General features: G+C 61.7%; 12 protein-coding genes. 7 read left to right on the top strand and 5 right to left on the bottom strand.

Annotation, left to right across the window (positions count from 1 at the left end; all coding sequences use genetic code 11):
- The first annotated feature begins 145 nt into the window (after positions 1–145).
- The 3 genes from ACF8MC_RS21295 (at position 146) to ACF8MC_RS21285 (ending at position 3,669) form a co-directional block, all read left to right on the top strand.
- The gene (locus ACF8MC_RS21295) at positions 146–1,672 is read left to right on the top strand and encodes a helicase HerA-like domain-containing protein (RefSeq protein ID WP_039569209.1); all 1,527 of its coding nucleotides are present in this window, start codon (positions 146–148) and stop codon (positions 1,670–1,672) included.
- A 72-nt stretch (positions 1,673–1,744) separates the two neighbouring features.
- Entirely contained in the window at positions 1,745–2,320 is a 576-nt protein-coding gene (locus ACF8MC_RS21290) for an aminodeoxychorismate synthase component II (protein WP_161765167.1), read from the top strand.
- A gap of 131 nt (positions 2,321–2,451) precedes the next feature.
- Positions 2,452–3,669, top strand: a complete 1,218-nt coding sequence (locus tag ACF8MC_RS21285; protein ID WP_164105698.1) for an aspartate aminotransferase family protein — start codon at positions 2,452–2,454, stop codon at positions 3,667–3,669.
- Positions 3,670–3,709: 40 nt separating this feature from the next.
- Here the strand turns inward: ACF8MC_RS21285 and ACF8MC_RS21280 are convergent, their stop codons facing one another.
- Positions 3,710–5,788: a YccS/YhfK family putative transporter gene (locus ACF8MC_RS21280; protein WP_164105696.1), complete on the bottom strand. Its 2,079-nt coding sequence runs from the start codon at positions 5,786–5,788 to the stop codon at positions 3,710–3,712.
- Between the two features lie 50 nt (positions 5,789–5,838).
- Positions 5,839–6,471, bottom strand: coding sequence for a cAMP-activated global transcriptional regulator CRP (crp, locus tag ACF8MC_RS21275; RefSeq protein WP_004090925.1), 633 nt, complete (start codon positions 6,469–6,471; stop codon positions 5,839–5,841).
- 382 nt (positions 6,472–6,853) lie between these two features.
- Between crp and ACF8MC_RS21270 the strand changes: the two genes are divergently transcribed.
- Positions 6,854–7,261, top strand: coding sequence for an OsmC family protein (locus ACF8MC_RS21270; RefSeq protein ID WP_033654867.1), 408 nt, complete (start codon positions 6,854–6,856; stop codon positions 7,259–7,261).
- Positions 7,262–7,299: 38 nt separating this feature from the next.
- Here ACF8MC_RS21270 and ACF8MC_RS21265 read toward each other — a convergent pair whose 3' ends face one another.
- From ACF8MC_RS21265 to ACF8MC_RS21255, 3 genes are all read right to left on the bottom strand, one after another.
- Positions 7,300–8,169 (bottom strand): phosphoribulokinase, encoded by an 870-nt coding sequence (locus tag ACF8MC_RS21265; protein ID WP_004930374.1) that lies wholly within the window; start codon positions 8,167–8,169, stop codon positions 7,300–7,302.
- Positions 8,170–8,320: 151 nt separating this feature from the next.
- The gene (locus ACF8MC_RS21260) at positions 8,321–8,554 is read right to left on the bottom strand and encodes a YheU family protein (RefSeq protein WP_004930376.1); all 234 of its coding nucleotides are present in this window, start codon (positions 8,552–8,554) and stop codon (positions 8,321–8,323) included.
- Complete coding sequence (locus ACF8MC_RS21255; protein ID WP_161765172.1) at positions 8,551–9,531, bottom strand: hydrolase; 981 nt, start codon at positions 9,529–9,531, stop codon at positions 8,551–8,553. Before ACF8MC_RS21255 ends, ACF8MC_RS21260 begins: the two co-directional genes overlap by 4 nt.
- A 118-nt stretch (positions 9,532–9,649) precedes the next feature.
- On the opposite strand from ACF8MC_RS21255, the gene ACF8MC_RS21250 reads away from it, so the two are divergent.
- The 3 genes from ACF8MC_RS21250 (at position 9,650) to tauA (ending at position 12,155) form a co-directional block, all read left to right on the top strand.
- Positions 9,650–10,252, top strand: coding sequence for a LysE family translocator (locus tag ACF8MC_RS21250; RefSeq protein ID WP_039569226.1), 603 nt, complete (start codon positions 9,650–9,652; stop codon positions 10,250–10,252).
- Positions 10,253–10,262: 10 nt separating this feature from the next.
- Complete coding sequence (locus ACF8MC_RS21245) at positions 10,263–11,045, top strand: PhzF family phenazine biosynthesis protein (RefSeq protein ID WP_033654869.1); 783 nt, start codon at positions 10,263–10,265, stop codon at positions 11,043–11,045.
- 114 nt (positions 11,046–11,159) lie between these two features.
- Positions 11,160–12,155 carry a taurine ABC transporter substrate-binding protein gene (gene tauA / locus ACF8MC_RS21240; protein ID WP_033649304.1) on the top strand — a complete coding sequence of 332 codons (996 nt, stop codon included), beginning with the start codon at positions 11,160–11,162 and terminating at the stop codon, positions 12,153–12,155.
- The last annotated feature ends 3 nt before the right edge of the window (positions 12,156–12,158 follow it).

The following is a 12,158-nucleotide window of genomic DNA, read 5'->3' as shown; positions in this document are numbered from 1 at the left end:
GGCGCTTTGACGCTAAGCGCAATCTGAATTCATCAGGCCCCGACGGCACCCATTTTGTTTGTCCTTGACGGGGTTACGCGGCGCTTATAGCTTTATTGCATCCACAGGCGCGTTTCGCGCCGCGTCAGCGTCAAAGGAACAGAAAATGAGTGAACCACGGATTATCGCCAAAGCGATGAAAGACGGAAAACCGGAGCAGGATCTGGTGATTTTGCCGGCGTTGGCCAACCGCCACGGGCTGATCACCGGGGCAACCGGCACCGGCAAGACGGTGACGCTGCAGAAAATGGCCGAACAGTTCTCGCGCATCGGCGTGCCGGTGTTCCTGGCGGACGTGAAGGGCGATCTGTCCGGCATCGGCGCCGAGGGCGTGCCTTCCGAGAAACTGCAGGCGCGCCTGGCGGCGATCGGCGTCAGCGACTGGCAGCCGCAGGCCTGCACCATTATCCCGTGGGATATTTACGGTGAAAAGGGGCACCCGATCCGCGCCACGATTTCCGATCTCGGGCCGCTGCTGCTGGGGCGCTTGTTGGATCTGAACGAGGTGCAAAGCGGCGTGCTGCAGCTGGTGTTCAAGATCGCCGATGACAACGCGCTGCTGTTGCTGGACATGAAGGATCTGCGCACCATGCTGCAGTTCGTCGGCGACAACGCCAAACAATTCCAGACCCAGTACGGCAATATCTCTGCCGCGTCGATCGGTGCCATTCAGCGCGGGTTGCTGACGCTGGAAGAGCAGGGCGCCGACCAGTTCTTCGGCGAGCCGATGCTCGACATCAACGATCTGATGAAAACCGACGCCAACGGCCACGGCGTGATCAACCTGCTGGCGGCGGACAAGCTGATCAATCAGCCGAAGCTGTATTCGGTGTTCCTGCTGTGGCTGCTGGCTGAGCTGTTCGAGCACCTGCCGGAAGTGGGCGACCCTGAACAGCCGAAGCTGGTGTTCTTCTTCGATGAGGCGCACCTGCTGTTCAACGACGCGCCGGCGGCGCTGCTGACCAAGATCGAACAGGTGGTGCGCCTGATCCGCTCCAAAGGCGTCGGCATTTACTTTGTCACCCAGAACCCGCTGGACATCCCGGACAGCGTGCTGGGCCAGCTGGGTAACCGCGTGCAGCATGCGCTGCGCGCCTTCACGCCGCGCGATCAGAAGGCGGTGAAGACGGCGGCGCAAACCCTGCGCGCCAACCCGGCCTTCGATGCCGAAACGGCGATCACCGAGCTGGGCGTGGGTGAAGCGCTGGTGTCATTCCTCGACGAGAAGGGCCGGCCGAACGTTGTGGAGCGGGCGATGGTGATCGCGCCGGAATCCAAAATGGGCATGCTCGGCGCGGAAGGGCTGAACAGTGCGATCAACAAGTCGCCGCTGTATGGCCGCTATGAGGATATGATCGACCGCGAATCCGCCTACGAGAAGCTGTCGTCGGGCGGTTTTGCCACCGTCGGCACCCCGCAGCAGGGGCAGCAACCGCAGGCGCAACAGCAACAACAGCAGGCGGGTGGCGGCCTGATGGACGGCTTGAACGAGCTGCTGTTCGGTTCCACCGGCCCGCGCGGCGGCAAGCGCGACGGCATCGTCCAGACCGCTGCCAAGAGCATGGCGCGCGATCTCGGCCGCCAGATCCTGCGCGGCGTGCTGGGCTCGATCACCGGCGGCCGTAAAAAGTAAGCGGAAATTATCGTCGGCAGCGGCGGGTTAAATCAGTACACTGTGGCGGCATTTTTCTCTGCCGGACCTAACATGCTGCTGCTGATCGATAACTACGACTCCTTTACCTATAACCTTTACCAGTACTTCTGCGAATTGGGCGCGGAGGTGCTGGTGAAGCGCAACGATGAGCTGCAGCTGGCCGATATCGAGCGGCTGGCGCCGCAGCATCTGGTGATTTCCCCTGGCCCCTGCACCCCGAACGAAGCGGGTATCTCGCTGGCCGCCATTCGTTATTTCGCCGGCAAGCTGCCGATCCTCGGCGTGTGCCTGGGGCACCAGGCGCTGGGGCAGGCGTTCGGCGCCGAGGTGGTGCGCGCCCGCGCGGTGATGCACGGCAAAACCTCGGCGATTCGTCATCTGGGCGTCGGCGTGTTTCGCGGCCTGAGCGATCCGCTGACCGTGACCCGCTATCACTCGCTGGTGCTGAAGGCCGATACGCTGCCGGACTGTTTTGAAGTGACCGCCTGGAGCGAACGCGACGGCGTGCGCGACGAGATCATGGGCATCCGCCACCGCACTTTGGCGCTGGAAGGCGTGCAGTTCCATCCGGAAAGCGTGCTCAGCGAGCAGGGCCACCAGCTGCTGGATAATTTCCTCCAGCGTTAATCCCGATGCGTTTTTTTCGCCCGCCAGGCGTTTTGCGTTTGCGCTTGATTGGTTTTTTATGCATATTTCGTGATTATGTTTTCAATCTAACATTACGATAGCGCTGAAAAACCTTCAGGGTGGAGCCGAAAATGACTGAAAAATCCGCAGTGAGCCGCAGCACCTTTGACCAGGTGATCCTGCCTGTTTATGCACCTGCCCAGTTTGTGCCGGTGCGCGGCCAAGGCAGCCGGGTCTGGGATCAACAGGGAAAAGAGTACATCGATTTTTCCGGCGGCATCGCGGTGACGGCGCTGGGGCACTGCCATCCGGCGCTGGTCGAGGCGCTCAAACGCCAGGGCGAAACCCTGTGGCATACCAGCAACGTCTTCACCAATGAGCCTGCGCTACGCCTGGCGAGCAAACTGATCGACGCCACCTTCGCCGATCGGGTGTTCTTCGCCAACTCCGGCGCAGAGGCCAACGAGGCGGCGTTCAAACTGGCGCGTCATTACGCCATCACCCGCCACAGCCCCTACAAAACCAAAATCATCGCCTTCTATAACGCGTTTCATGGCCGCACGCTGTTCACCGTGTCGGTGGGCGGGCAGGCCAAATATTCCGACGGGTTCGGGCCGAAGCCGGCCGACATCGTGCACGTGCCGTTCAACGACTTGGCGGCGGTGAAGGCGGTGATGGACGACCACACCTGCGCGGTGGTGATGGAGCCGATTCAGGGCGAGGGCGGCATTACGCCGGTCGATGCCAGCTTCCTCAAAGGCGTGCGCGAGCTGTGCGACCAACATCAGGCGCTGCTGGTGTTCGACGAAGTGCAAAGCGGCATGGGGCGCAGCGGCAAACTGTTCGCCTATATGCATTATGGCGTGACGCCGGATATTCTCACCACCGCCAAGGCGCTGGGCGGCGGTTTCCCGGTCAGCGCCATGCTGACTACCGAAGAGATCGCGTCGGTGATGCAGGTGGGCACCCACGGCACCACCTATGGCGGCAACCCGCTGGCCTGCGCGGTGGCGGAGGCGGCGCTGGACGTGATCAATACGCCGGAGGTGCTGAGCGGCATCGAGCAGCGTCATGCGCTGTATGTGCAGGCTTTGCAGCATATCGGCGATAAATACGGTATTTTCACCGCGATTCGCGGCATGGGGTTGCTGATTGGCGCCGAGCTGACGCCGCATTATCACGGCAGAGCGCGCGACTTCCTCACCGCCGCCGCCGCGCGCGGGTTGATGATCCTCAACGCCGGGCCGAACGTGATTCGTTTCGCGCCGTCACTGGTGGTGGAGCTGCAGGATATCGAGGCCGGCATGGCGTTGTTCGAGCTGGCGGTGCAGGATGTGGTCAACGCCTGACGCCCGCGCGGCATATAACGGGGCGCGGCATGCCGCGCCCTTATTGATCGCGCAGTTTGCGCTTGAGCCAAATGCCGTGGTGCGGGCGCTGGCGCCAGGCCAGCGAAGAAATGGTGTGCATCACGCTCAGGTGCGACAGAATGCGCCGTAGATGGCGCTCCATCTCGGTAACGGGCATCTCCGGATGCAGATCCGGCTGCTGCATGATGCCGCTGTTGCCGCTGCTCGGGCCGTCGTATTCCAACCGCTGTTGGCAGCTTTGCAGCGCGATTTCACAGGCCTGCAGATACGCTTCCGCCAGTTTTGGCGTCAGCATGTAGTGTTCGCGCGCCAGAATGGTCATGGCGTTCAGGTGCTCGACGATGAACTGGCTATGCGTGACCCACAGCCGCATGTCCGCCAGATAGTCCGACGCGAACCCCGGCTCCTGCATCGCCTGATTGAGCGAGGTGAATAGCGCATTGTGCGCCTGGTTGACCTGCATGCGGGTATAGGCCAACGCGGTGGCGTCCGGTTCCGGCTGTTCCAGCATCAACCGCAGCGCGGTTTGATCGTGCTCCAGCGCCTGATGGGCATTCTTGCGCAGCAGCCCGCTTTGCCACTGCGGCCACAGCCAAATGGTGCCGCCGAACGCCAGCACGCAGCCGATCAGCGTATCGATCAGGCGCGGCACCAGGAAATGCGAGCCGTTCAGCGCCAGCAGCTGCAGGGTGTAAACCGCCGTGACCGTAAAGCCAATCACCGACAGCCCGTAGTTCTTGCGCGAAACCAGGTAGGCCAGCAGCGTGATCACCAACATGATGCTCAGCGTTTCGCCTTCCGGCAGCTGCAGCTGCAGCTGCCCGGCCGCCAGCAAAAGCCCGGCAATCGTGCCCAGCGCACGGTGCTGAATACGCACTCGGGTGGCGTTATACCCGTTTTGGCTCACCAGCATGATGGTGAGCAGGATCCAGTAAGGCTTCGGCAGATTGAACACCGCACCCAGGCTGCTGCCGACTGCCAGCGTCACGCCCAGCCGCGCGGCGTTGCGCAGGGCGGTGGACTTGAACGACAGATAGCTGGCCAGCGCCGGCCAAAACGGCAGGCGGTGCTGGCCGGGCATCAGGTCGCGGCGGTATAGCGGATGCTGGGTGCGCAGCAGGCGGGCGATGCGGCTGAAGTGGTAATAACAAAACTGGCCGACCGGGTTATCGGGATGCTGCGCCGCCATTTTTTCCAGCGCCGCCAGCTCGTGGGCCATGGAGAAGCGCTTCGAATGTTGATGATAGAGAATATCGTGCGCTACTACGCGCAGCCGGCCGGCGATCACCTGAGCGTTGCGGCGAATGATCGCTTCGGCCTGGCTCTGCTCCACCAGTTTTTGCACCTCCTCCGGCAGATGCAGGCTGACGGTGATGTGCTCCTGCAGGTCCATCGCCACCTGAAAGGCGCGCTGCAGGCGCTTTTGCTCGAGGTTGTTGGCGTGCGGCAGGAAATTAAGCTGTTGGTACAACAGGCTGATCAGATCCATCACCTTTTGCTGGCGCACCAGCAGCGGCGGCAGCGCGGTTTGCGGATCGGTGTGCTGGGTCAGCAGCGAGTATTTGGCTTCGAAATAGTCCGCCAGTTCCAGGTAGAGCTGGCTCAGGGTCTCGCGCATCGGCTGCTCTTTCCACAGCTTAAACCACAACCAGGTGAATAAGCCGTACCAGACGGTGCCGATGGCGTACAGCAGCGGCGCCTGCCAGATGGGTACTGTGCCGGCCGTGCTGAGGGCGAAGATGGCGGCCACCAGCGCCGCCGGCAACAGCCGGGCGTGCAGCGGGCTGATTTCACCGGTGACGCCGAGCAGCAGCGCCAGGCCCAGCATCAGCGCCGGCAGCGGCACGTGCCACAGCAGTGCCTGTTGCAGCAGCACGCTGCTGAAGGCGAACAGCGAGCCGCCAACCACCAGCCGTTTAAAGAAGCGCTTATGCGGCGTGTCCAGACCGGCGATATTGCAGCAGGCGGGCACCAGAGAGAACATCAGGCCGAGCTGCAGCTGGCCTATCAGCAGGCCGAACAGCACCGGCAGGCACAACACCAGCGTTTGTCGCAGTGCGTAGTTGATTTCCGGGTGGTAGATCAGGCGGCGCCACATGGCAGAGAGCAGATAAAAAAACGGCGCAGATTGCGCCGTTTCTTCAGGGATTAACGGGTGCCGTAGACGACAATGGTTTTGCCGTGGGCGGAAATCAGGTTTTGATCTTCCAGCATTTTCAGAATACGGCCAACGGTTTCGCGCGAGCAGCCGACGATCTGGCCGATCTCCTGGCGGGTGATCTTGATCTGCATGCCGTCCGGGTGAGTCATGGCGTCGGGTTGCTTCGCCAGATTCAGCAGAGTTTGCGCGATGCGGCCGGTAACGTCCAGGAAGGCGAGGTTGCCCACTTTTTCGGAGGTGACCTGCAGGCGGCTCGCCATTTGGGCGGACAGACGCATCAGGATGTCCGGGTTCACCTGGATCAGCTGGCGGAATTTCTTGTAGGAAATTTCGGCCACTTCACAGGCGGTTTTCGCGCGAACCCAGGCGCTGCGCTCCTGGCCTTCTTCGAACAATCCGAGCTCGCCGATGAAATCCCCCTGGTTGAGGTAGGACAGGATCATCTCTTTACCTTCTTCATCCTTGATCAGCACCGCGACGGAGCCTTTCACGATGTAGTAAAGCGTTTCGGCCTTTTCACCTTGGTGAATCAGCGTACTCTTCGATGGATATTTGTGGATATGGCAATGAGACAGGAACCATTCGAGAGTAGGGTCTGTTTGCGGTTTGCCGAGAACCATTCGCTGTTATCCTCTGTTGTTATCGCTGCCTTGTGTCACAGGGGTCAGAGTTCCCTGTAAAACCCGCCTGTAGCCGCAGTCATGAGCGAGGGCTACCGGCAAGTTTTGAGGCGTGTCATAAAAATACGCTGTCGCTCTAGCATATTAACTTGCCGTAAGCGCTGCAAGCTACATTCTGTTAACATACCGGTAAAGGAGCCTTTCTCTGGGCGTTTCCCTGAAATTCAGTGTCCCGGAAAGATTTATTGCGGCTCTGTTTGTAGCACAGAGTAAGGCGGGTGTCTCGTGTTGTCTCGCTTCAGCATGATTAGCATCAGGTTACGTTGCCTGTTTCTATGCGAAAGCGTACTCTGATTTTAAGAAATCAACCGGAGTGACCAGAATGCAGGCAAGAGTTAAATGGGTGGAAGGGTTAACGTTTTTGGGTGAATCGGCCTCCGGCCACCAGGTGCTGATGGACGGCAACGCCGGCGATAAAGCACCCAGCCCGATGGAGATGGTGCTGATGTCGGTGGGCGGCTGCAGCGCGATCGACGTGGTGTCCATCCTGCAAAAAGGGCGCAACGACGTGCGCGACTGCGAGGTGAAGCTGACCTCCGAGCGCCGCGAAGAAGCTCCGCGGTTGTTCACCCATATCAACCTGCATTTCATCGTTACCGGCCAGGACCTGACCGACAAGATCGTCGAGCGTGCGGTGAACCTATCGGCGGAGAAGTACTGCTCGGTGGCGCTGATGCTCAACAAGGCCGCCACGGTGACCCACAGCTTCGAGATCCGCCAAGCGGCGTAATCGAGGCGGAGCGCGGCCCGGTGCCGCGCTCAACGCGTTTATTCGATCTTCTTGCCTTCCAGCAACCGCTGCACCAGCGGCGCCATGATCAGTTCCATCGCCAGCCCCATCTTGCCGCCCGGCACCACTAACGTATTGATGTGCGAGATAAACGAGCCCTGCAGCATCGCCAGCAAATAGGGGAAGTCAATTTGATCCAGCCCGCGGAAGTGGATCACCACGAAGCTTTCGTCCAGTGAGGGAATCGCCTTGGCGGCGAACGGGTTGGAGGTGTCCACCGTCGGCACGCGCTGGAAGTTGATGTGGGTGCGCGAGAACTGCGGCGTGATGTAGTTGATGTAGTCTTCCATCGAACGCACTACCGAATCCATTACCGCTTCGCGGGAGTGGCCGCGCTCGCCGGTATCGCGGATCAGTTTCTGGATCCACTCCAGGTTGACGATCGGCACCACGCCGACCAGCAGGTCGACGTGCTTGGCCACGTCATGGTGCTCGGTGACCACGCCGCCGTGCAGCCCCTCGTAAAACAGCACGTCGGTCGGCGCCGGCAGCGGTTCCCACGGGGTGAAGGTGCCCGGCACCTGATTGTAGGGCACCGCTTCGTCGTAGGTGTGCAGATACTTGCGCGAGCGCCCGGTGCCGTTCTTGCCGTAGTCGATGAAGCTCTGCTGCAGCAGGCCGAAGTCGTTGGCCTCGGGGCCGAAATAGCTGATGTGTCTGCCCAGATCGCGCGCCTTGCGGATCGCCGCGTCCATTTCCGGCCGGGTGTAGCGGTGGAAGCTGTCGCCCTCCAGCTCGGCGGCGCGGATGTTGAGCTGTTGGAATATTTTGCGGAACGCCACGCTGGTGGTGGTGGTGCCGGCGCCGCTGGAACCGGTCACCGCGATAACGGGATGTTTGGCAGACATGGTGGTTGTCACTCCGTGTTGAATGCGCCGGCGTCAGGGGATTATTGTGGCTCTTGTTGACGCTCTCTATCTCGGGAAAAAATGGCGCGCGCTGGTTTGCAATGCCCCATTGTTACCTGATTTTTTCCGTCAGTCATAGAACCGAGCGCCACTAAATTTCTTCCTGCCCGGCGCGGAACTGGCCGCGCGGCATGATGTTGACGCTCTCGTGCAGTTCCGACCACACCAGCACCACTTCGCCGTTTTTCAGCTGGCGGCGCACGTCCTCCACCTTCTGTTCCAGCGAGCGTTCGTGCTCGCCGTAATCGGTGCCTTCGCGCAGTACAAAAGATTCGATCAGGCTGTTGAGGGTGTCGGTTGCCAGTTCTTGCCAGGGAATGATCACGTCGGGATGTCCAGATAAGGGGAAAGCCAGGCCGGAATGCGATGCTCCAGCCACATGTATGGTTTTTTCAGCGTGCCGCCGACGAAGCCGACGTGGCCGCCGAACTCGGTCAGCTGATATTCGATATTGCGCGGCAGGCCGGCGACGTCGGGGATCACCTCAGGGGTCATGAAGGGATCGTCCTTCGCATGGATGATCAGCAGCGGCGTTTGGACAGCCGGCAACAGCGGCAGGGCGCTGCAGCGGCGATAATAGTCGGTGGCGTCACTGAAGCCGTGAATGCGCGAGGTGATGGCGTCGTCGAATTCGCGGATGCGCCGCAGACCGTTGAGTTGGGACAGCTTGAGCGGCAGGGTGTCCGGGTAGTGCAACAGCTTGCGGGTGGCGTTTTGTTTCAGCTGCCCCAGCAGGTAGCGCTGATAAACGCGGGAAAAGCCTTGCTCCATGCGGTAGGCGCAGGGCTCCAGCATCAGCGGCGCCGAGACCACCACCGCCGCCTGCAGCAGGCTGTCGGCGCCGTGCTGCGCCAGATAGCAGGCCAGCATGTTGCCGCCGAGCGAAACGCCGACCGCCGCGGTCGGCACCTCGCCGTAGCGGTCGCGCAGCCAGCGCAGGAAGAAGCGCGCGTCTTCGGTTTCACCGGAGTGGTAGATGCGCTGCTTGCGATTGGGCACGCCGCTGCAGCCGCGAAAGTGCATCACCACGCCGAGCCAGCCGCGCTCGCGCCAGGCGTTGAGCAGGCCATGCGCGTAGGGGCTGTAGAAGCTGCCCTCCAGGCCGTGGAACAGCACCGCACGCGGTTTGTCGCGCGCCTGCGCCGGATCCTCGCTCCAGGCGAGATCGACGAAATCGCCGTCGGGCAATTCCAGCCGCTGCCAATGCGGTTTCAATAATACGCGGCGGCGCACCAACCGCGGCAACAGCGTTTGCAGGTGCGGGTTACTGGCCCCGGTCAGAGGGCGAAAGGTGTTAGGCATAGGCTGAGTAAAATGTTGTGGGCGGCTATTGTGAGATCCCTAGCGCACTGTTAGCTTCAATACCAAGAATTAACAATGATACTGCAAAAAAGCGCCTTGGGTGAGGAGCACCCGTGCCATGGAACCGAGTTTATTCCTTTCGATGCTGGGCTTCCTGTGGGTCGCCGCCATCACGCCCGGCCCCAATAACCTGCTGCTGACCACTTCCGGCGCCAACTTCGGCTTTATGCGTTCGCTGTGGCTGATGATCGGCATCATGCTCGGCATGCAAAGCATTTTGCTGCTGGTGGCCTTCGGCGTCGGCAGCCTGATCCTGGTTTATCCGTCGCTGCACCTGATCCTGAAAATCCTCGGCAGCCTGTACCTGCTGTGGCTGGCGTGGAAAGTCGCCACCGCCGCCTATGAAAAACTGGAAACCGACGTGGCGCCGCCGCAGCCGGTGCGGCTGTATCAGGGCTGGCTGCTGCAGTTCCTCAACCCGAAAGCCTGGCTGATGGCGCTGGGGGCGGTGGCCAGCTTCAGCCTGGCGGGCGATAAGTACAACGGGTCCATTGCGGCGATCGCGTTGGGCATTTTGGCGGTCAACATCGTCGCCGGCATTATCTGGCTGGCGTTCGGCACCCTGATCGGCCGCCTGCTGCGCAGCAAAAAGGCCTGGGTTATCTTCAACGTTTCCATGGGGTTGTTGACCGCAGCCTGTGTGTTACTGATCTGGCATTAAGGAGCGAACGATGGCGGAAAATTATTATCACGTGGTTGCCTTTACCGGCGAAGGGCTGCGCGGCAACCCGGCCGGGGTTTGCCTGCTGACACAGCCGCTGCCGGCGGCGCGGCTGCAGGCGATCGCCAACGAGATCGGCCTGCCGGAAACCAGCTTTGTCTGGGATGACGGCGACATGACCGCCATCCGCTGGTTTACCCCGCAGCGCGAGGTCGATCTCTGCGGCCACGGCACCCTGGCGGCGGCGCATGTGATGTTCAGCGTGGTTAACCCGGCGCTGCAGGATATTCGCTTCCGCTCGGCCGGCGGCGAACTGTTCGTCAAGCGCGATGCGCAGGACGGGGAACGGCTGGTGCTCGACTTCCCCGCTCGGCCGCCGCAGAAGGTGGCTGAACCGGCGGGCCTCGCGGCGCTGCTGGGCGTGCAGCCGCAGGAGGTGTGGCAGGCGAAAGCGCTGATGGTGGTGCTGGAAAACGAGGCGCAGGTGCGTGCGCTGCGGCCGGACATCCCGGCGCTGATCGCGCTGGCCGGGCGTGCGGTGATCGTCACTGCGCCGGGTGACACCGTGGACTTCGTTTCGCGCTATTTCACGCTCGACGGCGGTGAAGATCCGGTTACCGGCTCCGCGCACTGCACGCTGATGCCTTACTGGACGGCGCGTCTCGGCCGCCATCGGCTGCAGGCGCAGCAGGTCTCGGCACGCGGCGGCGAACTGTTCTGCGAACTGCAAGGGGATCGTACGCTGCTCGGCGGCTATGCTCACGTGTTCCTGCACGGGACGATCGCGCTGTAATCCGCGTTTATATTACGCAGGGTAATAAAGAAGACTTTTTTATTCTTTTATCGCCCGTCACCGCTCAGATAAAACTGTCAGCAACTGAACAGATTTTTATCAACGGAGCGGAACATGGCGGGCAAACTCTTTTCCTTACGCAACGCGGCGCTGTTGGCGCTGGCGCTCAGCGCAGCCAGCGCCTACGCGGTGGACGTGACCGTGGCGTACCAGACGTCGGCGGAGCCGGCCAAGGTGGCGCAGGCGGAAAACAGCTTCGCCAAACGGTCCGGCGCGACCGTCGACTGGCGTAAGTTCGACAGCGGCTCCAGCGTGCTGCGTGCGCTGGCCTCCGGCGACGTGCAGATCGGCAATATCGGCTCCAGCCCGCTGGCGGTGGCCGCCAGCCAGAAACTCCCCATCGAAGTGTTCCTCATCGCCTCGCAGCTCGGCAGCTCCGAAGCGCTGGTGGTGAAAAATGACATCAAAAGCCCGCAGGATCTGATCGGCAAGCGCATTGCGGTGCCGTTTATCTCCACCACCCATTACAGCCTGCTGGCCTCGCTCAAGCATTGGGGCATCAAGCCTGAGCAGGTGAAGATCCTCAATCTGCAGCCGCCGGCCATCGCCGCCGCCTGGCAGCGCGGCGACATCGACGGCGCTTACGTCTGGGCGCCGGTGGTCAACGAACTGGCCAAACAGGGCAAGGTGTTGACCGACTCCGCGCAGGTGGGCGAATGGGGCTCGCCGACGCTGGACGTGTGGGTGGTGCGCAAAGACTTTGCCGAGAAACATCCCGACGTGGTGACCGCCTTTGCCGCCAGCGCCCTGCAGGCGCAAAAGGCCTACCTGGCGGCGCCGGAGCAGTGGCTGAAAGATCCGAGCCATCTCAGCACGCTGGCGCGCCTGAGCGGGGTGCCGGAAGCGCAGGTGCCGGAGCTGGTGAAGGGAAACCGTTATCTGCCGGTGGCGGATCAGGTTGCCCAGCTCGGCCAGCCGGTGGACAAGGCGATCCGCGATACCGCCGAATTCCTCAAGCAGCAGGGCAAGATCCCGCAGGTCGACAGCGACTACAGCGCTTACGTGACCGACCGTTTTGTGAAACAGGTGCAGGCTGCGCCGCAGTCGTAAGGA

Source organism: Serratia sp. LACPHL-BACT-2024-00286 (assembly GCF_043109535.1).
In the GTDB taxonomy this organism is placed as follows: Bacteria; Pseudomonadota; Gammaproteobacteria; order Enterobacterales; family Enterobacteriaceae; genus Serratia; species Serratia sarumanii.
This window is presented reverse-complemented; position numbering and strand designations above follow the sequence as displayed.

Excerpts from the sequence above, each read along its gene's own strand:
- ACF8MC_RS21250 (WP_039569226.1), top strand. The coding sequence starts at position 9,650 with ATGGAACCGAGTTTATTCCTTTCGATGCTGGGCTTCCTGTGGGTCGCC.
- ACF8MC_RS21255 (WP_161765172.1), bottom strand. The coding sequence starts at position 9,531 with ATGCCTAACACCTTTCGCCCTCTGACCGGGGCCAGTAACCCGCACCTG.
- crp (WP_004090925.1), bottom strand. The coding sequence starts at position 6,471 with ATGGTTCTCGGCAAACCGCAAACAGACCCTACTCTCGAATGGTTCCTG.
- ACF8MC_RS21290 (WP_161765167.1), top strand. The coding sequence starts at position 1,745 with ATGCTGCTGCTGATCGATAACTACGACTCCTTTACCTATAACCTTTAC.
- ACF8MC_RS21265 (WP_004930374.1), bottom strand. The coding sequence starts at position 8,169 with ATGTCTGCCAAACATCCCGTTATCGCGGTGACCGGTTCCAGCGGCGCC.
- ACF8MC_RS21295 (WP_039569209.1), top strand. The coding sequence starts at position 146 with ATGAGTGAACCACGGATTATCGCCAAAGCGATGAAAGACGGAAAACCG.
- ACF8MC_RS21270 (WP_033654867.1), top strand. The coding sequence starts at position 6,854 with ATGCAGGCAAGAGTTAAATGGGTGGAAGGGTTAACGTTTTTGGGTGAA.
- ACF8MC_RS21285 (WP_164105698.1), top strand. The coding sequence starts at position 2,452 with ATGACTGAAAAATCCGCAGTGAGCCGCAGCACCTTTGACCAGGTGATC.
- ACF8MC_RS21280 (WP_164105696.1), bottom strand. The coding sequence starts at position 5,788 with ATGTGGCGCCGCCTGATCTACCACCCGGAAATCAACTACGCACTGCGA.
- tauA (WP_033649304.1), top strand. The coding sequence starts at position 11,160 with ATGGCGGGCAAACTCTTTTCCTTACGCAACGCGGCGCTGTTGGCGCTG.
- ACF8MC_RS21245 (WP_033654869.1), top strand. The coding sequence starts at position 10,263 with ATGGCGGAAAATTATTATCACGTGGTTGCCTTTACCGGCGAAGGGCTG.